Source organism: Mesorhizobium sp. LSHC412B00 (genome assembly GCF_000503035.1).
GTDB lineage: Bacteria > Pseudomonadota > Alphaproteobacteria > Rhizobiales > Rhizobiaceae > Mesorhizobium.
Genome location: NZ_AYWB01000022.1, coordinates 22,560 through 44,234, shown reverse-complemented (window position 1 = coordinate 44,234; position 21,675 = coordinate 22,560). Strand labels below are relative to the sequence as shown.

Genomic DNA, 21,675 nt, shown 5'->3' with positions numbered 1-21,675 from the left:
ACTTGAATGGCAAATGAACACGCCGATCAGCGCGGGTTCAAGGGCCGGGATGTATTGGTTGCGGCGGGCTCGGGAGATGAGCCAAAAGGAGAGGATGATGAATTTCCATATCAACACCGCTGCGGCTCTCGCCGTCGTCGCTTCGACCGTTCTGGCTTTCACCGGCCAGTCTCATGCAACCGCGTTCGCCGCTTGGCAAGTGGCTGGCGTGCCGTTCGGCGACACGCTCAACGTTCGCAAATATCCGTCCGGCACCTCGCAGAAGCAGGCCGCCTATCCCAACGGGACGATCCTGCAGATGACCGGCAAGTGCACCGGCGGCTTGAATCTTCTGGAGATCGCCGGCCAGCCGCACTGGAAACAGAAACAGGCAATTCGCTATCAATGGTGTCAAGTTTGGCACGACCCGGCGCAAAATGGTGGTTTTGTTAGTGGCTGGGTCTATGGAAAATACCTCACGCCGTATTGAATCCGGTCAGACCGAAGATCTTCTTCGGCGTGTTTCGCCAACGCTTTGCAACTTGCGGTTTGGTACGAATCCGACAATCAGCCGCCCAAACCTCGAAGCATAGACCAAGCATCGCTGCCCACTTTATGAGTCCTTGCTGATTTAGCGGTGGTGTGACCTTACGTCATGCTAGTCCTGGTCCGACCAGAAAATATCGCGAAGTTACAGAGTGCACGAAAGATTGAAGCTGAAGAGCGACTATTCGATGAATATCGTTGAATATAGCGCAAGATGCGAATTGACTTACTTTGTCTGTGGGCTCATTAAGATGCCCGGACGCGAATCCATGAAGCTCTTTCCGCGTGAAATTCGCGCCATGCCCGATCTTCCAAAAAGGGCGCAAACAGAAACATCCTTCGTTGGGGCCTAAACCATGGATATCGTCGAAACACCTTCCAGAAATAGCGATGCGCTGATCGAGCTGACCGCCGATGTGGTGGCAGCCTATGTCAGCAACAATCCCGTGCCGGTCGGCGAATTGCCGAACCTTATCGCTGATGTCCATGCCGCTCTCGGGCGCGTGGGCGGAGCAAGCGAACAGCCTCTGGCCGACAAGCAGAAGCCTGCGGTAAACCCGAAGCGCTCTGTTCATGACGATTACATCGTCTGCCTTGAAGATGGCAAGAAGTTCAAGTCGCTGAAGCGCCACCTGATGACCCATTACGGTCTGACGCCCGATGAATACCGCGAGAAGTGGAATCTCGACGCCAGCTATCCGATGGTTGCCCCCAACTATGCCGCTGCCCGTTCGCAGCTGGCCAAGAAGATGGGCCTCGGCCGCAAGCGCAAGGGGCGGTAACACCGGCTCCAATGGACAAGATCAACGGCGCCCCTTACGGCGCCGTTTTTGTTCCTAGAACAATTCCAGGAAAACTGCCGAGCGCTTTCCCTTGGAATTGCGTCGAAAGAAGAGAAGATAGAGCAATCAAGCAGTCTGCTTGAGAGCCATCTCGGCGTCCCGCTTGACGCGCTTGACCATCGAGCGCAGGCCATTGGCCCGCTGCGGCGACAGATGTTCGTCGAGGCCAAGCGACCTCAGCGTCGCCTCTGCGTCCGTTTCAAGGATCTGGCTGGCAGTCCGTCCCGAAAACAGCGCCAGCATGATGGCGACCAGACCGCGCACGATATGAGCGTCTGAATCGCCTGTGAAGGTGATGACCGGATCGGCGCCCGGCGCTCGGCTCGTGGTCAGCCAGACCTGGCTGACGCAGCCCGGCACCTTGTTGGCGGCGTTGCGTTCGGCGTCGGGAAATGGCGGCAGCGCTTCGCCGAGCTCGATCACATAGCGATAGCGGTCTTCCCACTCGTCGAGCAGGGAGAAGTCGTCGCGGATCGTCTGGATCGTCGTGGCCATTGCTCAGGATATAGTCATCCGCGGCTGCGGCGTCACGGAAAAAGAAGAAAAGCACCGCAGGCATCGAGAGGTCCGACCGGCCTGCGGTGTCGCTGTAGATACAGCTGAAACGGTGTTTAGTTCTTCGCCACCAGCTTGGCAGGTATGTTGACTGTCGCCGGCAGCACGATGTCCTTGGCGACGCTGCCGGTGGCCAGCGATGTATCGGGCGAGGTCTCGGCGCTCTTGTCGTCCAGCATGGCGGCGGCGATCTTGGCGGTTTCCTTGGCCCGGGCGCTGATCGTATGCATCGCCGACTTGCCGGTTTCGCAGACGTCCGGCTTACGCTCGCAAATGCCGGCGATGTCGCCGACCGCTTCGCGCGCCGCAAAAAGCGCCTGGAACGGCCCGACGCTTTCGCGGCCATCCTCGTCGGGGCCGACGGTCAGCGGCAGCGCCAGCAACACCAGCGAAAACCAGAACGCCATTCTTATCAAAAAGCCCATCGATCTGCCCTCTCGTCCAATGACCGGATCATGCGTCCATGCGCAATGACCTCTTTATATCAGCGACAATGGCACATGAGGCGCAAAGGACGGCTTTCTTGCTCAGCGAAAATTTTCCTCAAATTTCAGGCAAATTCGAAGCGAGGCGTTTTGCAGTGCATTAGCCTCAAATGCCGGCAATTTTCTTAACCTTGCAGTAACCATCTAAGCGATTGTTGCGCATGGATATCTTCAGAAGAGCAGGCATGCCGGCTCAGGGTTTCGCAGCCACGGGCACGCCCTTTGCACATAACGCTCCGTTTACTATGGCTACAAATGGCGGTGCATTCCGGTGCCGGCGCTCCAATTTTTGCCGCAGCGCGCTCGTTGTTCCGGTCAGCCTTATTCATTCCTTAAACGCTGGATGCGAGTTTCAAACAAGCAAAAGCGACCTGCAAAGCAGGGGCAGTCACGACCGGGTGCGAGTGCGTTGAGTTTGACAACTGCCAGATATATTGAACTGCCTGGCGCGCTGGCGGCCGGTTGCGAACGCATGGTCCATCCGGCCATCATCGGCCAGGGCGATCGCCTGCGCCAGCGCCGGTTCATCGGCATCATGCTTGCCGCTCCGTTCTTCGCCGCCGGTGCGGCGGTGACACTGGTCACCTCGGGCATGGGCGCCGCCGTCACCATCGCAACCATTTTCGCCGCCTTCGGTCTTTGCTGGTTCGCCGCCTTGCTGGTGGCGGCGTCGGGCAAGATGACGCTGGCAGCCCAGGTTGCCCTTGCCGCCGGCGGTCTTGCCCTTGCCGGCGCCGTCGCGGCAGCAGGCGGCCTGGCGTCGCCGGTTGCGCTGCTGGCCCTGGCACTGCCATTCGAGGCCTGGTGGATCGGCGGTTCAAAGCGCGCGGCACTTTGGGGCGGCCTCTCAACCTTGGCCGCAATGCTGCTGCAGCCCTTTGTCGGCTCTGTCGTCCCGCTCGGAGGGGCGCAAGTCGCGGCGTGGCACTGGCTGCTGCCGCTCGCCTGGGGCCTGACGCTGGTTCCCCGGCTCGCAGCCCTCGGCGATGCCGCACGCGCGCAGCCCGCGCTCCTTCCAAACGACCGCCTTGAAGATATGATCGACGCCGTTGTCCTGCATGTCGCCCGGCATGGCGAGGTCCTGGATGCCTCGGCCAAGGCGCGCACCATCCTGAAGCTGCCGCCGGAACTGCTTTTCGGCGCCGGCATGTTCGACCGCATCCACCTGTCCGATCGCGTTGCTTATCTCAGCGCGCTTGCCGACATGCGCGATGGCGCCCTGGCGCGCCGGCTCGATCTTCGGGTTAGGCTGCCGCAGGACGGCAGCGCCTCGACGGCCGACAATTACCGGCCATTTCAGCTCGAACTGATGCGCGCCGAAGAGCAGCAGGAGACCTTCACTCTGCTGCTGCGCGAGAACGACGAGACTGCCGAATTGCGCGACGAGCTTGCTGCCGCCAATGAGGCCGCAGCGTCGGCCGAGGTGGCAAAGGGCCGCTTCCTGGCGGTCGTCAGCCATGAGCTTCGGACGCCGCTCAACGCCATCATCGGTTTTTCCGACATGCTGCTGCATGAGATGTTCGGCGGCTTCAAGGACCCGCGCCAGAAGGAGTATGTCAGCCTGGTGAAGGAGTCGGGCCAGCATCTGCTTGCCGTCGTCACCTCCATCCTTGATGTCTCGAGGATCGAGGCCGGCGCCTACGCGACCGAGCCCGAACCGTTCCGATTCATCGAAGCGGTCGAGATGTGCCAGTCGATGATGCAGCTGCAGGCGAATGCCAAGAACATCGGTCTCCAGGCGCAGATTGCGCCGGACGCCGGGGAGATCAATGCCGACCGTCGTGCCGTGCAGCAGATCCTGATCAACCTCGTCTCCAATGCGGTCAAGTTCACGCCCGATGGCGGCAATGTCGTCGTCGGCGCCAAGCGGATCGGCTCGCGGCTGCATTTCTGGGTCAGGGACACCGGCATCGGCATCGCCGAGGAAGATTTTGTCAATCTCGGCAAGCCGTTCATGCAGATCCAGAACGACTATACGCGCCGCTTCGAGGGCACCGGGCTCGGCCTGTCGCTGGTCAAGGGCCTGGTGGCGCTGCACGACGGCACGATGTCGATCGAAAGCATGCCGGGCGAGGGGACGACGGTCACGATCAGCCTGCCGGTGAACGGGCCGAAGAGGAGCGCGACCGACAGGAACGGCGTGCTGCCGATGCCTGCGACCAGGACGAAAGGCGACGCGAAAGGGGACAGGAATGGCTCGCTCCGCAAAACAGCCTAAGGCGGTCAAGCGCCGCAGCGGCGCGTTCGAGGCCGGCGCGATTGCGCTCGGCGGCGCGATCTCGCGCAATCCGGTCCTGGTCGGCGGGTCGACCGCCTTCCTGGTGACGCTGTTCTACGTTTCCGCCAACGCGCTGTGGTACCAGCCGTTTCCGCATGCCGGCGCCTTCTTCGCCACCCGCAGCATCGAGGGTTTTCCGCACCCCGGCGCGGACGAACCCGAAACCACCATCAACATCCTGCGGCCCGGCCCGGCACCGGTCAAAAGCGACCCGACCGTCGAGCAGGTCCAGGGCATCCTGAAGGATCTCGATTTCTACACGGGAACGGTCGACGGCATTTCCGGGCCGAATACCCAAAAGGCGATCCAGGCCTACCAGCAGAAAGTTGGCCTGCCGGCCTCCGGTGAGATCGACGCCGTGCTGCTCGACCAGCTCGGCGCCAAGCAGACCACGGCTGGCATCCCGCATCCGCTGCCGCGGCCCGTGGATATGGCCGCCGCTCGAGTTGCCGCGCCCGAGGCCGCGCCTGCGCCCATCCCGGTTTCCGCGCCGGTATCCGCCCAGGCGCCCGATGCCCGCATCGTCAAGATCCAGGCCGGCCTGAAGGCATTCGGCAATGACGACATGCAACTCGACGGCGTCGTCGGCGCCCGCACCAAGGCGGCGATCAAGGAATTCCAGTCGCTGTTCGGCCTGCCGGAAACGGGCGAGCCCGACGAGGTCGTCTACGTCAAGATGCGCGAGATCGGCCTGACCAATTGAGTGGTCAAGACGACCGCTCGCGGATAGCCGAAAATCCGGCTAAGACGCCGCGCATGTCCTCCGGAGCCTCGTCATGCGCGTAACCACCGAGTTTTGGGTGTCGGCCCTGCTGCGCCGTGTTTTCGGCGCCGGCGGCTTTGCGGCCGTCGTCAAGCGCGGCGCGACCGAGGCCGGCGCTGTCTTCGTGCTCTCCCGCGGCAGGCTGGGCGACGTCTCCCTGTTCGGCCCGGCGCCGCAGACGAGCTACGATTCGGACAAACCGGATGATCGCTTTTTCACGCTGCTCGGCGCCGGCGACGATGCCGCCGCGCTTGACGCCAGGCTTGAGCGGGAGAAAAAATTCGATCCCGACATCTGGGTGGTCGAGATCGAGGCCGGAACGGTTTCCGTCGAGGAGCTTCTCTCCGTCAAGACGCCTTGAGGCTGGCCCCTAGGCTGGCTTTGTCGACGTCCGGCGCTTGGTCGCCATTCGCGGCGACAGGGGTGTTGCCGCGCACCGCTCGCGACAATGTTTCGGCCTTCCAGCCGCGCACCTTGTCGAGCGCCGCCTCGTGGTGCAGCAGCCGGTAGCGGTCGAGGAAGATGCGGATCGCCTGCGGGTGCGGAAACTCCCGGGGGTAAACCGCGACCACGATCAGGAATGCCCTGTCCTCACTGAGGTCGAGCGCCCGCAGCGCGGCGAGCAGCGAGACATAGCTCGAATGCTCGGTCAGCGACCGCGCCGTCGAGAAGTCGATATCGAGCGCGTCGGCAAGCGCGGTCTGGAAGAAGGCGGCGTTGCCGGTCAGCGCCGTCTCGCGCAGCTTGCTGTAAGTTGCTGAGCCGACGAAGGGATTGACCGATGTCGCCTCGCCCTCGGCGAGCATCATCGAGCGCAGGCGGCGCCTGGCGGTTTCGGCGGCGCTGCCGGGCAGTTTTGGTGCGCTGGGAGCGGCGGCAGCGGCTTCGGCGTCGGCGCCCGCCACGTCGGCGATCGGCTCGGGCTGCCGCACGCGCACCAGGGTCGGCTTTTCCAGCGCCTTGATCAACTGCGCGATGGTCGGGTTCAAATCCTTGCGGCGGGCAATGGCGCGCGCATGCGGCAGGCCGTGGCGGCCGATCAACGCGATCAGGTCGATGTCGCCCAGCGCCCGCGAACGGACGAGCAAGGGCGCGCAGACATCGACCGGCTCCTCGCAAAGCCGCCGCACCAGGGCGGCCGGCGCATATTCGCATTCGGACAGGGCGGCGGCGACATAGCGGCGCGATTCGACCGGCACGCTGTCGAACAGCGGCAGCGTCAGATCCTCGAGCTGGGCGATCTCGCGGCGCGACGGGCGGGTCAGCGAGCAGAACGCCGACACGGCGGCGCGAAACAGCCTTTCGGCTTTTCCCGATTCCGTCCGTATGGCGATTTGCCTGAAATCCGAAGCTGACACGGAAGATACGCCCGACACTCGACACAACCCGGACCATGCTCAACCGCAACTGTGTCGGTTTCGCGCAAGGCCTGGAACAAACATCAAATTAGCCGCGATCCGTTAGCGCTCCGTTAACCCTCTGCCGGCCTTAATCACATTTGGAGGCGTTGCGTTGTGCTCCGGGGCAACCGAGAGGAATACGCGAACCATGGGCATGGTACTGTCTTTCGTGCCGCGATCGGCACCAGTCAATCGAGCAGTTCAGGACACCGGTACGCCGGCGGCGGTGATCATTTTTCCCGGCGTCCGCTACGAGCATCCGCCATTGGCGGGCCAGGCGCGACCGGCGGACCAGCCGGGCACACCACGGACGCCTGTTCCGCACCACTGAATTTGCTGGTCGTCGGGGTGAGGTCAGTAGTCCTGCAGTTCGCAGGAGCTCTGGTCCAGGAACTGCGACACAACCGGCTTCCAGCTGTCGTCAGGCACGAAGGCGCGGATGACGAAGATGCCTTCCTCGATCGGCGCCTCGACGAAGATCGCCCCTTGCAGGTCTTCGGGAAGCTCCCTGCGCACGTCGATCATCTGTGCCGGCGTCAGCACCACGGTGTCCAGCTTGTTGCCGGTCGCCGTGCGGTCGTTGAATGAATAGAAATTGTGGCCGTTGCGGTCATAGACCGACACCGACCAGAACGGCACGCTGCCCGGCGCCTTGATCCGCACCACGCCTTCGGCAAGGTCGAAGCGGCAGGCGGCGGCGTAAAACAGCGGATCCACCGACTTCACCACCGGCGCGCCGCCCGCCTCGGCATCCAGCCTGGTCATCTTGTAGAGGTCGGACGCCATCGCCAGCCGTGACCAGGCATCGCGCTCGGTAAATTCCGGCACCAGCAAAAGCACCACGATGTGGACGATGCCGGCGCCGAGCAGGCCGAGCAGGATGGCGTGCAGCAACCTACGCATTGCAGCCAGCCTTGACGATCCGGGGCAGCGACACGTCGGAAAGGCCGGTGCTTGAGGCAATCGGCGTGTCGTAGAAGGTGAGCACGAAATACATCCGGCCAAAACCTTCGGTCAGAAGCCAGTTGCCGGGGGCCGGACGGTTGCCGACGGCGATGATCACCGAATTGTCGGGTTGACGCAGCACCTGGTAGGATTGCAGCGCCGCCAGCCTCGGCTTGCCGGTGTCGACCACGCCGAGCGATTGATCCGCGGCATAGAGCGTCCAGAACCGGGCGGTCGGGAAACTGCCTTCGATCCTGTAGTCGCATTGCCGCTGAAGCTCATCGCCGGCCGCATCGCGTTCGGCGATGAAGGACAAGCCTTCCGCCTTGCCGAGCGCCAGCACGCCCTCGCGCGCCACGCGCGCCTTCGAATAGGGGTCGGCATCTTGCGTGCCGATCTCGGGGAAGGCGGTCCATTGGCCGATGCTGATCGCGCCGACGCCGCTCTGCGCCTGCAGCGCATACCAGACGCTGCCGCCGCCGAGGCCGATGGCTATGGCAAGCGAAAGCAGCGTGAAAAAGGCGGTCTTGAGCATGAAGAACCGGGACGAGAGAATTATCGTTCGGGGATATAGCGGGGCAGGCCACAGAGCAAGCAGCGCTGTGGAATCAAAGCGCCGACAGGGTCTCCGGTGTCTGCGGCGAGCCGAGCACGGGCGCTGTCTGGAACACCTTGGTCATCTCGCGCAGCGTCTGTGTCGTGCGGCTGGACAACACCGCCGGGCGCTCGGCCGCGGCATCGGCGGCTGCCTGATCGGCGTTTTTCTTCTCCGCTTCCTCGGCTTTGGCCGCGATCTCTTCGTCGACGAAGGGCTTGTCTAGGCCGGGGATCGGCTTCAGGTCGATATTCTGGTGCGCGTAGACCATCAGCCGCTGCCACACCATCGCCGGCAGCGTGCCGCCGGTCATGTTGCGGGTCGGGGTGAAGTCGTCATTGCCGAGCCAGACGGCAGCCGTGTAATTGCCGGTGAAGCCGACGAACCAGGCGTCGCGGTAGGATTGCGTCGTCCCCGTCTTGCCAGCGACGACGATGTTGGGCAGCTGCGCGCGCCGCGCGGTGCCGATCGCCGGCACCGCAGCCAGCATGGTGTTCATGTATTTCAAAGCCTGTTCCGACAGAACCCGATGCGGCGCCGGCGCATCCTTGGCAAAGTCGTAGACGACATCGCCGGTGCGGGTGACGAGCTGGGTGATGCCGTGCCGCGAGCCGGCGAAGCCGTTCTGCGCGAACACGCTGTAGCCCGTCGCCTGGTCCATGACCGTCATGCCCGATGTGCCGAGCACCATGGTCTTGTGCGACTCCAGCGGCGATTCCACGCCGAATGATTCGGCCATCGCCTTGATCGGGCCGATGCCGAGATAGTCCTTGGCCAGCCGTACCGGCACGGTGTTGATCGATTTGGCGATCGCCGTGATCAGCGTCACATTGCCGGCCGAGCCGCCATTGTAATTGTGCGGTGACCAGCCGCCCCAGCTGATCGGCCCGCCTGAGACGACGGAGTCCGGGGTGAACCCGTGCTCCATGGCGGTGGCGTAGACGTAAGGTTTGAACGAGGAGCCGGTCTGGCGCAGCGCCTTGGTGGCGCGGTTGAACTGGCTTGCGCCATAGTCGCGGCCGCCGACAATGGCGCGTACCGCGCCATTGGTCTCGATCACTACAACGGCGCCCTCGGTGACGTTGTATTCCTTGCCGAACTGGCGGAGATGGAATTCGACGGATTCCTCCGCCGCTTTCTGGATGTTGGCGTCGAAAGTGGTGTGGGCGACCAGCGAATGCTGGCCGGGCTTGGCGATTTTCTTGACCTCATCGAAGGCCCAGTCGAGGTAATAATCCGGGCTCTTCTGCTCGCCGCGGTCGACGATCTCGGCTGGATGCAGCCTTGCCTGCAGCACCTGGCCTTCGGTCATGAAACCGGAATCGACGAGGTTCGACAGCACCACATTGGCGCGAGCGCGGGCAGCGGGCAGGTTGATGTGCGGGGCGTATTTGGTCGGCGCCTTGAACAGGCCGGCCAGCATCGCCGCCTCGGCGAGGTTCAGATCCTTGACGCTCTTGCCGAAATAGAAATCCGCCGCCGCCTCGATGCCGAACGTGCCGCCGCCCATATAGGCGCGGTCGAGATAAAGCTGCAGGATCTCCTTCTTCGACAGATTGGCCTCCAGCCACAGCGACAGGAAGGCTTCCTTGATCTTGCGTTGGAAGGTCCGCTCATTCGACAGGAACAGGTTCTTGGCCAGCTGCTGGGTGATGCTGGAGCCGCCCTGGACGACGGAATTGGCCCGCACATTCTCGAAGATGGCGCGCGACAGGCCGAGCACGTCGATGCCGTAGTGCTCGAAGAAGCGCCGGTCCTCGGTCGCCAGCACTGCTTTGATGACATGGTCCGGCATCTCGTCGACAGGCACGGAATCGCGCTGGATGATGCCGCGCTGGCCAATCTCGTTGCCGTAGCGGTCGAGGAAGGTGACGGCGAAATCGCCCTGACTGCGCCAGTCGCCGGTGGTGATCTGGAAGGCCGGCATCGCGAGTGCGAGCAGCACGACGACGCCGCCGGCGCCCATCGTAAAACCTTCGCTCAGCACCTCGATGATGCCGCGTCGCCAGCCGGTGACTCGGAAGCGCCGCGAAAAAATGGTCGCCGATTCCCAGAACTGGCCGGCCTTGAAGCCGATTTCGTAGAGCGAGGAATCGATCCACGCGTCCACCGCCAGCAGTGCGGCGGCGATCGGACCTCTTCGTCTTGGACGTCGTTCTAAAGGACTGGCCATTCCCGAAACTCACCCCACCCACCTGAGAACCGCAAGCGGGCAATTTCAGGGCGGGCATACCCGGCGAAGACTATTCTTCCATTTCAGCCCGGCTCACAAGGGCAGCCAGGCCACACCGCACGGTTTGTTGAGCGCCGCCCGGATCGTGACGCTGGAGGTCGACGCCGTCGATGCCGACGCCAGTGGCTTCGAGCCAGTCTGGCACAAGGGCCGGCGCGTCGGCTTCGTCGCCTCAGCCGGCTATGGCTACACAATAGGCAAAAGCGTCGCGCTGACGTTGCTGGGCGACGAATTCGCCGGGGAGGGGACCGCGCTTTGGGTGCACATTGTCGGCGTCGAGCGGCCGGCGCGAATTATTCCGGCCTCGCCATACGACCCCGAGGGCAGGCGATGCGGCAATGAGGAGTTTTGGCCATGGTCGATGACATTATAAGGGAGACCAGGCGCGAGCGCCGGCGCGGGCACACCGGTGAGGCCGGCAGCGGGTCAAGCCGCCACCCGAACTATCGCTCGCTCAAGAACCCGTTCCTGCCGCAGCCGGTGTTTTCGGACGACCAGGTCGCGGCCATCCACGACACGGCGTTGCGCGTGCTGGAAGAGCTCGGCATCAAGGTGCTGCTGCCGGAGGCACGGGCGATCTACGCCAAAGCCGGTGCGCTGGTCGACGAGGACAGCCAGATGGTGCGCATCGGCCGCGATATTGTCACTGCGGCACTGGCCTCGGCGCCGAAATCCATCCGGGCGCTGGCGGGCAACCGTAGCCGCGATCTCATGCTGGAGCTCGGCTCGATGACGTTCCTGGCCGGAGCCGGGGCGCCCAACGTCACCGATCTCGAACGCGGACGGCGTCCGGGCACGCTCGCCGCTTTCGAAGAACTGACCAAGCTTGTTCAGAATTTCGACGTGCTGCATATGCTCGGCCCCTGGATCGAGCCGCAGGATGTCGACAACCATTTGCGCCACTATGCCGTCAACCGTGCGCAGCTGACCCTGTCGGACAAGTTCCCCTTCGTCTTCGCCCGCGGCACGCCGCAGGTCGAGGATGGGTTCGAGATGATCAGGCTGGCGCGCGGGCTCTCGCAGGACGAGTTCCTGGCCGGCGTCCATTGCTACACCGTGATCAACACCAATTCGCCGCGCCAGCTCGATATCCCGATGGCGCAAGGCATCATCGACTTCGCCAGGGCCGGCCAGGTCTCTGTCATCACGCCCTTCTGCCTGGCCGGCGCCATGGCGCCGATCACCGTCGCCGGCGCATTGACGCTGCAGCATGCCGAGGCGCTGGCTGGTCTCGCGCTGGCGCAGATGGTGCGGCCGGGCGCACCGGTGGTCTACGGATCCTTCTCCTCCAATGTCGACATGAAGTCCGGCGCACCGGCCTTCGGCACGCCCGAGCACGTCAAGGCGACGCTGGGCGCCGGCCAGCTGGCGCGCTTCACCGGCCTGCCTTGGCGGTCCGGCGGCGGCAGTGCGGCCAACATTTCCGATGTGCAGGCGGCGCACGAGACGCAGTTCGCGCTGTGGGGCTCGGTGCTTGCCGGCGCCACCGTCTGCATCCATGCCGCGGGCTGGCTGGAGGGTGGCCTCAGCGTCTCCTACGAGAAGCTGATCACCGATATCGAGGCATTGCAGACGGTTGCCGAACTCTGCGCTACGACCCCCGGCGACGAGGATTCGATCGGCTTCGAGGCGATCGCTGAAGTCCAGCCGGGCGGGCATTTCTTCTCCGCCGGCCACACCATGACGCGCTACCGCACCGCCTTCTACGAGCCGCTGGTCGCCGATTGGTCGAATTTCGGCAGCTGGACGCAGTCCGGTTCGAAGTCGGCCACCGAGCGCGCCACCGGCATCTGGAAGCGGACGCTGGCCGACTTCCAGCCGCCGGCGTCGGCCGTTGCCACATCCGATGTGCTCGACGAGTACATTGCCCGCCGCACCGAAGAGGGCGGAGCGTTGCCGGTGTCGTGAGGTTGGCAGCCGTCACGTCGGCCGCTTGTCGCCGGTCTTCGACGGCTCGCGGCGAATCGGCCCGGCATCGGCCTGCCTGTGCTTGTCGGCGGCAATCCGGCGGATGCGATCGAAGCGGCTCTCCTCCGCCGGCTTGGTCGCGGATACAGCGTTTGGCTTCGGGGCGAATGTGATCATCTGTCGATCTCCCTGTCGTTGATGACTGGTCTTGACTGACTGACGGAAATTCCTGGCTCGCCGGGGAAATGTCCCCGGCAGCCTGTTTTGATTTATGCCCGCCCAGATTCCCAGCGGGCAATTTTCGGGCGATGGTCAGTAGCCGCCCATGCCGCCACCGCCGCCCGCAGGCGCCGCATCCTTGGCCGGAACGTCGGTGATCATCGCTTCGGCGGTGATCAGAAGGGCGGCGATCGAGCCGGCGTCCTGCAACGCGGTGCGCACCACTTTCGCCGGGTCGACGATGCCGGCCTTGATCATGTCGACATAGACCTCGTTCTGGGCGTCAAAGCCCTGATTCTGGTCCTTGCTGTCGGACAGCTTGCCGACGACGATCGAGCCTTCGACGCCGGAATTCTCGGCGATCTGGCGGATCGGCGCTTCCAGCGCCCTGAGCACGATCGAAATGCCGGCGGTCACATCGTCATTGGCGCCGGTCAGGCCGGCCAGAGCCGATCTTGCGCGCAGAAGCGCCACGCCACCGCCGGGCACGATGCCTTCTTCCACCGCCGCGCGCGTCGCATTCAGCGCGTCGTCGATGCGGTCCTTCTTTTCCTTCACTTCAGACTCGGTGACGCCGCCGACGCGGATCACGGCGACGCCGCCGGCGAGCTTGGCCAGCCGCTCCTGCAGCTTCTCCTTGTCGTAGTCGGACGTGGTCTCCTCGATCTGGCCCTTGATCTGCGCGATGCGCGCCTGGATGGTCGCCTTGGTGCCGGCGCCGTCGATGATCGTGGTGGTGTCCTTCTCGATCAGTACGCGCTTGGCGCGGCCAAGCATCTCGATGGTGACGTTTTCGAGCTTGATGCCGAGATCCTCGGAAATCATCTGGCCCGATGTCAGCACGGCGATGTCTTCCAGCATCGCCTTGCGGCGATCGCCGAAGCCCGGCGCCTTGACGGCCGCGACCTTGAGGCCGCCGCGCAGCTTGTTGACGACCAGCGTCGCCAGTGCTTCGCCTTCGACGTCTTCCGAGATGATCAGCAACGGCCTGCCGCTCTGCACCACTGCTTCGAGGATCGGCAGCATCGCCTGCAGATTGCCGAGCTTCTTCTCGTGGATGAGCACGTAAGGCTCTTCCAGTTCGACGCGCATCTTGTCGGCATTGGTGACGAAATAGGGTGAGAGATAGCCGCGGTCGAACTGCATGCCTTCGACGACGTCGAGTTCGGTGTCGGCGGTCTTGGCCTCCTCGACGGTGATGACGCCGTCATTGCCGACCTTGTCCATCGCCTTGGCGATCATGGCGCCGACGCTGGCATCGCCATTGGCGGCGATGGTGCCGACCTGCGCGATCTCGGCCGACGACTTGACCTTCTTGGCCTTCGCCTTGATGTCCTTGACCACGGCGGCGACAGCCTGGTCGATGCCACGCTTGAGGTCCATCGGGTTCATGCCCGCGGCAACCAGCTTGGCGCCTTCGCGCAGGATCGATGCGGCCAGCACCGTGGCGGTGGTGGTGCCGTCACCGGCGAGGTCGTTGGTCTTCGAAGCCACTTCGCGCACCATCTGCGCGCCCATGTTCTCGAACTTGTCAGCAAGCTCGATTTCCTTGGCCACCGTCACACCGTCCTTGGTGATGCGCGGCGCGCCATAGGCCTTGTCGATGATGACGTTGCGGCCCTTGGGGCCGAGCGTGACCTTCACCGCATTGGTGAGGATCTCGACGCCGCGCAGCATGCGGTCGCGCGCGTCGGTGGCGAATTTGATTTCCTTGGCAGACATTTTTTTCAATCCCGTTGGTGTGGTGAAGCAAGCGGCTCGCCGGAGCCTGGCAAAGCCAGGCCGGTCAGGCAGCCTTCTTGGCTTTGACGCTCTTCTCGGTGACGACCGTCCCGCTCTTGCCGATAGCGGCCGTCTCGCTCTTGCCGATGACGCCCATAATGTCGGCTTCCTTCATGATCAGCAGGTCCTCGCCGTCGATCTTGACCTCGGTGCCCGACCATTTGCCGAACAGGATGAAGTCGCCGGCCTTGACGTCGAGCGGAACAAGCGCGCCGTTTTCGTCGCGTGCGCCCGGCCCAACGGCGATGACTTCGCCTTCCTGCGGCTTTTCCTTGGCATTGTCGGGAATGATGATGCCGCCCTTGGATTTGACATCGCCTTCGGCGCGCCGGATGACGACGCGGTCGTGGAGTGGCCGAAACTTCATGAGAACTTCTTTCTGGGGCCGGCATAGGCGACCGCGCCGTTCTTATAGGTGTGTTGGCACTCGATAGATAGGAGTGCCAAAAATTATTCGTGGCCAAAATTAAATATTAAAAAGTATTATGATGTCTGCAGGGTTCGAAACGTCGCGAGGCGCCTAGATATTTCAAAAAATTGAATTTCGAGGCAAAAGTGGCTATTTATATCGTAAGTTCGATTTCACAATTTCAGGCACGAAGGAGATTTAGGCGATGGCCGAAGGCAATCAGAGCATCATGGAAAAAGCTGAAGCCCGCTTCATGGACAAGCAGAAGAAGACGGCCGAGCGCAACAAGGCAACCTCCGACTACATGTCCGAAGCGAGGGCCAGGGAGATCAAGACAGCAAGGCTCAGGGAATTGCGCCTGGCCAAGGAAGAGGCCGACCGCGTCGCGGAAGCCTTGAACCCGACACCGAAGAAGAAGCGGGCGACAGTCAAGAAAGCCGCCGCCGCGCCGAAGGGGGGCACGTCATGAGCCTGACATTCCCCAATCCAAGTCGCTTCTATGACGAGGCCGGCAAGCGCATCCGCTTTGTCGGCCACGACGGCATGTTCCAGATTTCCTTCTCTGTCGCAGCCGATGCCCTCTCGAAGGCGCCATCAGGGACGGCGACCGCGGAAGCCACCTATCTGGCGGCTTTCGACACCGCGTCCAGCTCCATCCATGACGTTGCCAGCAAGGCCTACGCCCGCACCCGCAAGAGCATATATGTGCTCACAGCCGCGGATTTCGGTTAGCGCGCGTTCGTCTTGCAATCAGAGCGGCTGAGATCAGCGTGCGTCAGGACTTGCGGTCGGCTTTTGCCCGCCGCTTGACGTCCCGGCTGTTCAGGCGGTCGGCCATCGCTTCCGCATCGCGCAAATTCATGGCCACCATCACCTGTTGCTTAAGCTCGACAGGCTGGCCGGTGAAGATGTCGAAGATAGTCCAGCTCTCGGGCTCGTCCATGCGCAACGCGTAGCGGTTTGTCATATCGGCATCAGGCCTTTGACATGAAAAATGCCGCCGCCAGGATCAGGATTGTCCAGGCCACCACCGACAGCTTCAAGGCCAGGCCGCCATGCATTGAAAGTATCTCGCGCATGCGCAGGGCCACGGTCCTCTTCGACAGGGCGGGTGCTGCCGCAATCGCGACCGGGGGCTTGACGCCGAGCTTTCCAAAAGCCGGCAGCAGCGGTGGCGTTCGCATGAAATGACCTCGAATTGCCGGAGAAAACAGGGCTCCTCATAACACCCTTCTTGAAACTCCCCGCATGCCAAATAGAACCCGGTCCGTGAAAGGGCCATGCCGCCCGATTCGCCGCCTTCCATCAGGCGGATCGTCATCTGGCGAAATCCGTGCAACGCGGTTAGGTTGCGCGCGAAACTGAGGTTGTTCAAAGCGTGACAGGCGAACGGAGACGACGATGACGGCGCCCGGCGATTTGCTGCAAGCCTTGTTCATGAGATTGAAGAGCGATGCCTCGCTGACGGCGCTGCTCGGCGGCGCCGGGTTGCGCGAGCAGGCGGCCGACAGTGCCGCCTTCCCTTATGTGACCTATGGCAGGACCAGCGCATTCGATCTGGACACCGGCGCCGACAATGATGACGACCAGCTCATCACGCTGCATGTCTGGTCGAAGGCGCAAGGCGAGGCCGAGACGCGTCTGATCATGGACAGCATCCGGGCGCGCCTTGACGGCGCCGCTTTCGCCACCGGCTCGCGCGACCAGACCCGCCTGTCCTTGGAGTTCGCCGAGGCCCGCTACGACGAGGACCTGGCGCTCTACCACGGGGTGCTGCGGATACGCGCCCTCACCGAGCAAAGTGATTGAAGCAACCTAGATTTGCGCCTGGATCTCGGCCTTGTCGATGACTGACCACACCTCGCGGATGCGACCCTCTCCGAATTCGTAGAAAACATTCTCAGCGAACGACACGCGCTTGCCGTTCACCGGCAGGCCGAACAGCACGCCCTTGGGATGACAGTCGAAATGCAGGCGCGCCGCCACGCGCGGCGGCTGGCAGACCAGCAGTTCGATGTTGAAGCGGAGGTCGGGAATCGCCTCGAAATCGCCTTCGAGCATACGGCGATAACCCGACAGGCCGAGCATTTCGCCATTGTGCTGCACCTCGTCGCCGACAAAGTCTCCAAGTTTCGCCCAGTCCTGGGCATTCAGGCAAGCGATATAGCCCCGGTAAAGGTCGGCAAGGTCTTTATCCGTCATGGCGCACTCCGATGATTTGGCGTTTCCCGCGCTATTTAGGGCGGCCCTTCAGAATGGTCTCGCCTTGACCTGTTCCCAATCTGGCTGCGAATTGAGAACCTGCGCGCAAACACCATAGCCGCGCAGCCGGTTTTCCGGTTATGAATCCATTGCCCGGTCTGAGGGACTGGGCGGTAGGATCGCATTCATTCGTTGCGCGCGCAGGGGGTATTGCGGGGATGGATTTTCACCCGTTCACCGTTCATTTCACGTTCAGCACAGTTGCGTTACAACGCCGACCATGAAAACGCTTCGCTCTCATGTCAGAACCGCGATACTGGCGCTCACAGCGGCCGGCCTGTTGGCGTCGCAAGCGACGCCGGCAGCCGCGGCGGATTGCTACGCGATCGGCCAGCAGGTTGCCGAGCAGAATGGCGGCACGCTGGCCAAGGCTTCGCAGACGACGCGTGGCGGCCAGGAGGTCTGCGTCATCGTCGTGCTTGTGCCGGGCAAGGACGGCCAGCGTCCGCGCCGCTCCGAGATCGTCGTCCCGGCGAACTGATCCAATCTTCCCCCTTGCAGGGCTCGTTTCCCAGACCACCGGAATCGGCCTATAGCTGACACATCAACAGGCCTGACCGATCATGCGCGTACTCGTCGTCGAAGATGACAAGGATCTCAACCGGCAGCTGGCCGACGCGCTGGTCGATGCCGGCTATGTGGTCGACCGCTCCTATGACGGCGAGGAGGGGCATTTCCTCGGCGACACCGAGCCCTACGATGCCGTCGTGCTCGACATAGGCCTGCCGCAGATGGACGGCATCAGCGTCGTCGAGCGCTGGCGCCGCAACGGCCGCAAGATGCCGGTGCTGATCCTGACAGCGCGCGACCGCTGGAGCGACAAGGTGTCGGGCATCGATGCCGGCGCCGACGACTATGTCACCAAGCCGTTCCACATCGAGGAGGTGCTGGCCAGGGTGAGGGCGCTGATCCGCCGCGCCGCCGGCCATGCCTCGTCCGAGCTCACTTGCGGGCCGCTGCGCCTCGACACCAAGGCCTCCAAGGCCGATGTCAACGGCGTGCCGCTGAAGCTGACCTCGCATGAGTTCCGCCTGCTGGCGTATCTGATGCACCATATGGGCGAGGTGGTGTCGCGCACCGAGCTGGTCGAGCATCTCTACGACCAGGATTTCGACCGCGATTCCAACACCATCGAGGTCTTTGTCGGCCGGCTGCGCAAGAAGATGGGCATCGACATGATCGAAACCGTGCGCGGCATGGGCTATCGCATGCGTGAGCCGGAGGCGTAAGGCGGAACCGCTCCCCATACCAGCAAGGAAGCCTTTTTCGGCGCGGCTCTGGCCTCGCTCGCTGGCCTTCCGCGTCATCGGCTTTTCCACGATCTGGGCGATCCTCACCCTGATCGTCATCTTCACTCTGATCACCACGCTCTACCGCCAGGCCAGCGAGCGCGGCTTCGACAGCCTGCTGTCGGCGCATCTGTTCAATTTGATCGGCTCCGTCGGCGTTTCCGAAACCGGCCAGCTCACCGGCGCTCCCGACCTTGGCGACCTGCGCTTCTCGGAGCCGAATTCGGGCTGGTACTGGTCGGTGGAGCCGGCTTCCGAAGGCGTGCACGGCAACCTTCATTCGTCCTCGATGACCACGACGATCCCGTCGCCGACCGTTGCCGAGGTGCCTTTCAATTCCAGTTTCCAGCGCAGCTATTCCACCGACGGCATCGGTGACGAGGAACTGCAAGTGTTCGAAAGCGAATTCGTCCTCGATGCCAAGAACCGCGCCGCGCGCTTCCGCGTGATGGGCAACAAGACCGAGCTCGAGCACGAGATCGCCACCTTCCAGGGCCGCCTGTTGACCTATCTCAGCCTGTTCGGCGTCGGCATGATCGCCATCAATGCGATCGCTATCCTGCTCGGCCTCCAGCCCTTGCGCCGGGTTCGCAACGCGCTTGCCCAGGTGCGCGAAGGCACGGCGCAGCGGCTCGATGGCCGGTTTCCCGCCGAGATCGAGCCGCTCGCCAACGAAACCAATGCGCTGATCGAAAACAACAAGCGCATCGTCGAGCGCTCGCGTACGCAGGTCGGCAACCTTGCCCATTCGCTGAAGACGCCGCTCGCCGTGCTGATCAATGAGGGCCGGGCTCTAGGCGGCGCCAAGGGCCAGCTCATCGCCGACCAGGCGGCGTCGATGCAGAAACAGGTCGACCACTACCTGCAGCGGGCACGGGTCGCGGCGCAGCGCGACAGCGTCGTCTACCGCACGCCGGTGACGCCGCTGGTGCAGCGCATGGTGCGCGTGCTGCAAAAACTCAAGCCTGATGTCAGCCTGTCGCTTACGCTGCTGGCGGCCGACATCGTCTTTGCTGGCGAGCGCGAGGATTTGGAGGAACTGCTCGGCAACCTTCTCGACAATGCGATGAAATGGGCGAAGAGCACTGTTGCCGTATCCGTCACGCCGGCCGCAGCCGGCCTGTTCGAGCTATCGATCGAGGATGACGGTCCCGGCATCCCCGAGGACAAGGCCCGCGATGTCTTGAAACGCGGCCGGCGCCTCGACGAGACAAAGCCGGGAACCGGGCTCGGACTTGCCATCGTTGCCGACCTCGTCAACGAGTATGGCGGGGCGCTGGCGCTGGAACGCTCCACGATGGGCGGGCTGAAGGCGGTTGTGCGCTTGCGGAGCTTGCAATGATGTACTGCCCAGGGCCAATCGACACGGCCGAATGCCTGTGTTATGGCGGCCCCTCGATTGCACAAAAGCCGTTAAAAACGGCCAAATTTCCGACAAATGTCAATAGTATGACGTCCTGACGCCCCCGATGACGCGGCCCCCAGCGCATCCCGTTCAAGAAAACCGGTTGTTGGCATGAAGATTCGCGTTGCGCTCGTTTCCGCACTGCTCGCTCTTTCCGGCTGCGGAACGCTGGGCAAGGGCAGTGGCCCGGATATCTCCATCACCAATCCGCCCGCGTCACCTCCCTCGGGTGCCAAGGTCGCGACGACGATCATCTCGGCCATGGCTGGCGGGCTCGTCGGCGGGTCGATCGGCAGCGGCCTGACCAGCACCGAGAAGCGCAAGGCGCTCGAGGCGGAGTACAAGGCGCTCGAATATACCGCGAGCGGCCAGAAGGTGACCTGGAAGGGCGACAGTTCGGCCCATTCCGGCGAAGTCGTCGCGGCCCAGCCCTACCGCGTCGGCTCGCAGGATTGCCGCCAGTACACCCATACGGTGTTTACCGGCACGGGCGGCCAGACCGCGCGGGGCACCGCATGCCGCAACGCCGACGGCAGCTGGACGCCGCTGACCTGAACATTGGGCCGGGGTCGGAATCCCGTCAAAGCGTCGCAGCGACCTCATGTTGTGAGAGCAGGGCTCTCGCTCTATTGGAAGAACCATGCTGTTCTGGGTCATAGCCGCACTCCTCACGCTGGGCGCAAGCCTGGCGGTGCTGCTGCCGCTGACCGGCGGCACGGACGCTCCGACCAGCAGCGACCATGACCTCGAAGTCTATCGCGATCAATTGGCCGAGCTCGAGCGTGACGCCGCGCGCGGCCTGATCCAGCCGGCGGAAGCCGAGGAGGCGCGCGCCGAAATCGCCCGCCGCATCCTTCGGCTGGGAAATGCCGGCCAGGCCGATGCCGCGACGCTTCAGCAGCCGTCAAAGGCGGCCAGGCTGGTGGCGACATCAGCGGTGCTGATGGTCCCGCTGCTCAGCTGGGGCATGTACAGCCAGCTCGGCTCGCCCGATCTGCCGTCGCAGCCGCTTGCCGAACGGCTGGCCAAGAATCCGGCCGATAGTTCGGTCGATGAGTTGGTGGCGCGCGCCGAGGCCCATCTTGCCGCCAACCCTGGCGATGGACGCGGCTGGGACGTGCTCGCCCCGATCTATCTGCGCCTGCAGCGCTTTCCCGATGCCGTGACCGCCTATCGCAATGCCATCCGCCTCGATGGCGACACGGCTGCCCGCGAGGCCGGTCTCGGCGAAGCGATTGCCAATGCGGCCGGCGGCATCGTTTCGGCCGATGCGCAATCCGCTTTCGAACAGGCGCTAAAACTCGACCCGGCAAACGCGAAAGCCTCGTTCTATTTGGCGATGGCGCTGGCCCAGGAAGGCCGCATACCCGAGGCAACCACGGCTTGGCAGAAAATGCTCGATTCCCTGCCGCAGGATTCGCCATGGCGCGGAGCTGTCCAACAGGCACTGGCCGAGGCCGCCAACCGCAGCGTCGCGTCAGGAGAGCCCGCCAAAGGCCCCGACGCCGCAGCCGTCGATGCCGCCTCGTCGATGGCGCCGCGGGACAGGCAGGCCATGATCGAAACCATGGTCGCCGGCCTCGACGAAAAATTGCGGCAAAATCCGCGCGACACGGAAGGATGGATGCGGCTCATTCGTTCCTATGTTGTGCTGGGCAAGGCCGACCAGGCGCGGGACGCGCTGCATCGCGGTATTGCCGTGTTTGGCGCCGACAGTGAGGAAGCGAAGAAATTCACCGCCTTTGCCGCCTCGCTCGGCCTGACGGCGACGGAGTAGGAC

The 21,675-nt window shown here is 63.5% G+C and carries 27 protein-coding genes; 15 read left to right on the top strand and 12 right to left on the bottom strand.

All coding sequences use genetic code 11. From position 1 onward, the window contains the following. The first annotated feature begins 94 nt into the window (after nucleotides 1-94). On the top strand, nucleotides 95-469 hold the full coding sequence (locus X757_RS138915; protein ID WP_023702200.1) for an SH3 domain-containing protein: 375 nt from the start codon (nucleotides 95-97) through the stop codon (nucleotides 467-469). Between the two features lie 412 nt (nucleotides 470-881). After that, entirely contained in the window at nucleotides 882-1,307 is a 426-nt protein-coding gene (locus X757_RS138920) for a MucR family transcriptional regulator (RefSeq protein WP_023727649.1), read from the top strand. 126 nt (nucleotides 1,308-1,433) lie between these two features. On the opposite strand, the gene X757_RS138925 is transcribed toward X757_RS138920, so the two are convergent. Together X757_RS138925 and X757_RS138930 are read right to left on the bottom strand one after the other, a co-directional pair. Continuing rightward, the gene (locus tag X757_RS138925; protein ID WP_023673679.1) at nucleotides 1,434-1,862 is read right to left on the bottom strand and encodes a SufE family protein; all 429 of its coding nucleotides are present in this window, start codon (nucleotides 1,860-1,862) and stop codon (nucleotides 1,434-1,436) included. Between the two features lie 116 nt (nucleotides 1,863-1,978). After that, entirely contained in the window at nucleotides 1,979-2,347 is a 369-nt protein-coding gene (locus X757_RS138930; RefSeq protein ID WP_023684546.1) for a DUF5330 domain-containing protein, read from the bottom strand. A 532-nt stretch (nucleotides 2,348-2,879) separates the two neighbouring features. Here X757_RS138930 and X757_RS138935 point away from each other — a divergent pair. The 3 genes from X757_RS138935 to X757_RS138945 all read left to right on the top strand — a co-directional run bounded on the left by X757_RS138935 (nucleotide 2,880) and on the right by X757_RS138945 (nucleotide 5,809). After that, nucleotides 2,880-4,625, top strand: a complete 1,746-nt coding sequence (locus X757_RS138935) for a HAMP domain-containing sensor histidine kinase (RefSeq protein ID WP_023727648.1) — start codon at nucleotides 2,880-2,882, stop codon at nucleotides 4,623-4,625. Next, nucleotides 4,600-5,388, top strand: coding sequence for a peptidoglycan-binding protein (locus tag X757_RS138940; RefSeq protein WP_023727647.1), 789 nt, complete (start codon nucleotides 4,600-4,602; stop codon nucleotides 5,386-5,388). The genes X757_RS138935 and X757_RS138940 overlap by 26 nt, the downstream gene beginning before the upstream one ends. 73 nt (nucleotides 5,389-5,461) lie before the next feature. Next, nucleotides 5,462-5,809: a DUF1491 family protein gene (locus X757_RS138945; protein ID WP_023698568.1), complete on the top strand. Its 348-nt coding sequence runs from the start codon at nucleotides 5,462-5,464 to the stop codon at nucleotides 5,807-5,809. On the opposite strand, the gene X757_RS138950 is transcribed toward X757_RS138945, so the two are convergent. From X757_RS138950 to X757_RS138965, 4 genes are all read right to left on the bottom strand, one after another. Beyond that, the gene (locus X757_RS138950; protein WP_023708427.1) at nucleotides 5,796-6,806 is read right to left on the bottom strand and encodes a DUF2336 domain-containing protein; all 1,011 of its coding nucleotides are present in this window, start codon (nucleotides 6,804-6,806) and stop codon (nucleotides 5,796-5,798) included. The genes X757_RS138945 and X757_RS138950 overlap by 14 nt on opposite strands. A 396-nt stretch (nucleotides 6,807-7,202) precedes the next feature. Continuing rightward, nucleotides 7,203-7,751 (bottom strand): DUF1254 domain-containing protein, encoded by a 549-nt coding sequence (locus tag X757_RS138955; RefSeq protein ID WP_023735535.1) that lies wholly within the window; start codon nucleotides 7,749-7,751, stop codon nucleotides 7,203-7,205. Further along, on the bottom strand, nucleotides 7,744-8,328 hold the full coding sequence (locus X757_RS138960; protein ID WP_023670163.1) for a DUF1214 domain-containing protein: 585 nt from the start codon (nucleotides 8,326-8,328) through the stop codon (nucleotides 7,744-7,746). The genes X757_RS138955 and X757_RS138960 overlap by 8 nt, the downstream gene beginning before the upstream one ends. A 73-nt stretch (nucleotides 8,329-8,401) precedes the next feature. Next, a complete protein-coding gene (locus X757_RS138965) occupies nucleotides 8,402-10,561 on the bottom strand; it encodes a transglycosylase domain-containing protein (protein WP_023687235.1) in 2,160 nt (719 codons plus the stop codon). Between the two features lie 127 nt (nucleotides 10,562-10,688). On the opposite strand from X757_RS138965, the gene X757_RS1000000169185 reads away from it, so the two are divergent. After that, a complete protein-coding gene (locus X757_RS1000000169185; RefSeq protein WP_023727644.1) occupies nucleotides 10,689-10,994 on the top strand; it encodes a glycine cleavage T C-terminal barrel domain-containing protein in 306 nt (101 codons plus the stop codon). Next, a complete protein-coding gene (locus X757_RS138975; RefSeq protein WP_023727643.1) occupies nucleotides 10,976-12,529 on the top strand; it encodes a trimethylamine methyltransferase family protein in 1,554 nt (517 codons plus the stop codon). Before X757_RS1000000169185 ends, X757_RS138975 begins: the two co-directional genes overlap by 19 nt. A 12-nt stretch (nucleotides 12,530-12,541) precedes the next feature. Here the strand turns inward: X757_RS138975 and X757_RS1000000168690 are convergent, their stop codons facing one another. The 3 genes from X757_RS1000000168690 to groES all read right to left on the bottom strand — a co-directional run bounded on the left by X757_RS1000000168690 (nucleotide 12,542) and on the right by groES (nucleotide 14,897). Then, entirely contained in the window at nucleotides 12,542-12,706 is a 165-nt protein-coding gene (locus tag X757_RS1000000168690) for a hypothetical protein (RefSeq protein ID WP_023687237.1), read from the bottom strand. Between the two features lie 135 nt (nucleotides 12,707-12,841). Next, nucleotides 12,842-14,470: a chaperonin GroEL gene (groL, locus tag X757_RS138980; protein WP_023687238.1), complete on the bottom strand. Its 1,629-nt coding sequence runs from the start codon at nucleotides 14,468-14,470 to the stop codon at nucleotides 12,842-12,844. A gap of 64 nt (nucleotides 14,471-14,534) precedes the next feature. After that, nucleotides 14,535-14,897 carry a co-chaperone GroES gene (gene groES / locus X757_RS0135020; protein WP_023727642.1) on the bottom strand — a complete coding sequence of 121 codons (363 nt, stop codon included), beginning with the start codon at nucleotides 14,895-14,897 and terminating at the stop codon, nucleotides 14,535-14,537. 247 nt (nucleotides 14,898-15,144) lie between these two features. Between groES and X757_RS138985 the strand changes: the two genes are divergently transcribed. Both X757_RS138985 and X757_RS138990 read left to right on the top strand, forming a co-directional pair. Beyond that, complete coding sequence (locus tag X757_RS138985) at nucleotides 15,145-15,408, top strand: hypothetical protein (protein ID WP_023670169.1); 264 nt, start codon at nucleotides 15,145-15,147, stop codon at nucleotides 15,406-15,408. Then, nucleotides 15,405-15,671, top strand: a complete 267-nt coding sequence (locus tag X757_RS138990) for a DUF1488 domain-containing protein (RefSeq protein WP_023727641.1) — start codon at nucleotides 15,405-15,407, stop codon at nucleotides 15,669-15,671. Before X757_RS138985 ends, X757_RS138990 begins: the two co-directional genes overlap by 4 nt. Nucleotides 15,672-15,714: 43 nt before the next feature. Here the strand turns inward: X757_RS138990 and X757_RS138995 are convergent, their stop codons facing one another. Then, nucleotides 15,715-15,906 (bottom strand): hypothetical protein, encoded by a 192-nt coding sequence (locus tag X757_RS138995; RefSeq protein ID WP_023684535.1) that lies wholly within the window; start codon nucleotides 15,904-15,906, stop codon nucleotides 15,715-15,717. Between the two features lie 7 nt (nucleotides 15,907-15,913). Next, nucleotides 15,914-16,123: a hypothetical protein gene (locus X757_RS139000; RefSeq protein WP_023727640.1), complete on the bottom strand. Its 210-nt coding sequence runs from the start codon at nucleotides 16,121-16,123 to the stop codon at nucleotides 15,914-15,916. A gap of 217 nt (nucleotides 16,124-16,340) precedes the next feature. Between X757_RS139000 and X757_RS139005 the strand changes: the two genes are divergently transcribed. Continuing rightward, nucleotides 16,341-16,748, top strand: a complete 408-nt coding sequence (locus X757_RS139005) for a DUF3168 domain-containing protein (RefSeq protein WP_023670173.1) — start codon at nucleotides 16,341-16,343, stop codon at nucleotides 16,746-16,748. 6 nt (nucleotides 16,749-16,754) lie between these two features. Here X757_RS139005 and X757_RS139010 read toward each other — a convergent pair whose 3' ends face one another. Beyond that, entirely contained in the window at nucleotides 16,755-17,141 is a 387-nt protein-coding gene (locus X757_RS139010; protein ID WP_023684533.1) for an ester cyclase, read from the bottom strand. A 280-nt stretch (nucleotides 17,142-17,421) separates the two neighbouring features. Between X757_RS139010 and X757_RS139015 the strand changes: the two genes are divergently transcribed. The 5 genes from X757_RS139015 to ccmI all read left to right on the top strand — a co-directional run bounded on the left by X757_RS139015 (nucleotide 17,422) and on the right by ccmI (nucleotide 21,672). Then, complete coding sequence (locus X757_RS139015) at nucleotides 17,422-17,682, top strand: hypothetical protein (RefSeq protein ID WP_023670174.1); 261 nt, start codon at nucleotides 17,422-17,424, stop codon at nucleotides 17,680-17,682. 82 nt (nucleotides 17,683-17,764) lie between these two features. Next, nucleotides 17,765-18,430: a response regulator transcription factor gene (locus X757_RS139020; RefSeq protein WP_023670175.1), complete on the top strand. Its 666-nt coding sequence runs from the start codon at nucleotides 17,765-17,767 to the stop codon at nucleotides 18,428-18,430. After that, nucleotides 18,414-19,832: an ATP-binding protein gene (locus X757_RS139025; protein ID WP_023692813.1), complete on the top strand. Its 1,419-nt coding sequence runs from the start codon at nucleotides 18,414-18,416 to the stop codon at nucleotides 19,830-19,832. Before X757_RS139020 ends, X757_RS139025 begins: the two co-directional genes overlap by 17 nt. 174 nt (nucleotides 19,833-20,006) lie before the next feature. Then, the gene (locus tag X757_RS139030) at nucleotides 20,007-20,450 is read left to right on the top strand and encodes a hypothetical protein (protein WP_023670177.1); all 444 of its coding nucleotides are present in this window, start codon (nucleotides 20,007-20,009) and stop codon (nucleotides 20,448-20,450) included. An 85-nt stretch (nucleotides 20,451-20,535) separates the two neighbouring features. Beyond that, nucleotides 20,536-21,672 carry a c-type cytochrome biogenesis protein CcmI gene (gene ccmI, locus X757_RS139035; protein WP_023727639.1) on the top strand — a complete coding sequence of 379 codons (1,137 nt, stop codon included), beginning with the start codon at nucleotides 20,536-20,538 and terminating at the stop codon, nucleotides 21,670-21,672. The last annotated feature ends 3 nt before the right edge of the window (nucleotides 21,673-21,675 follow it).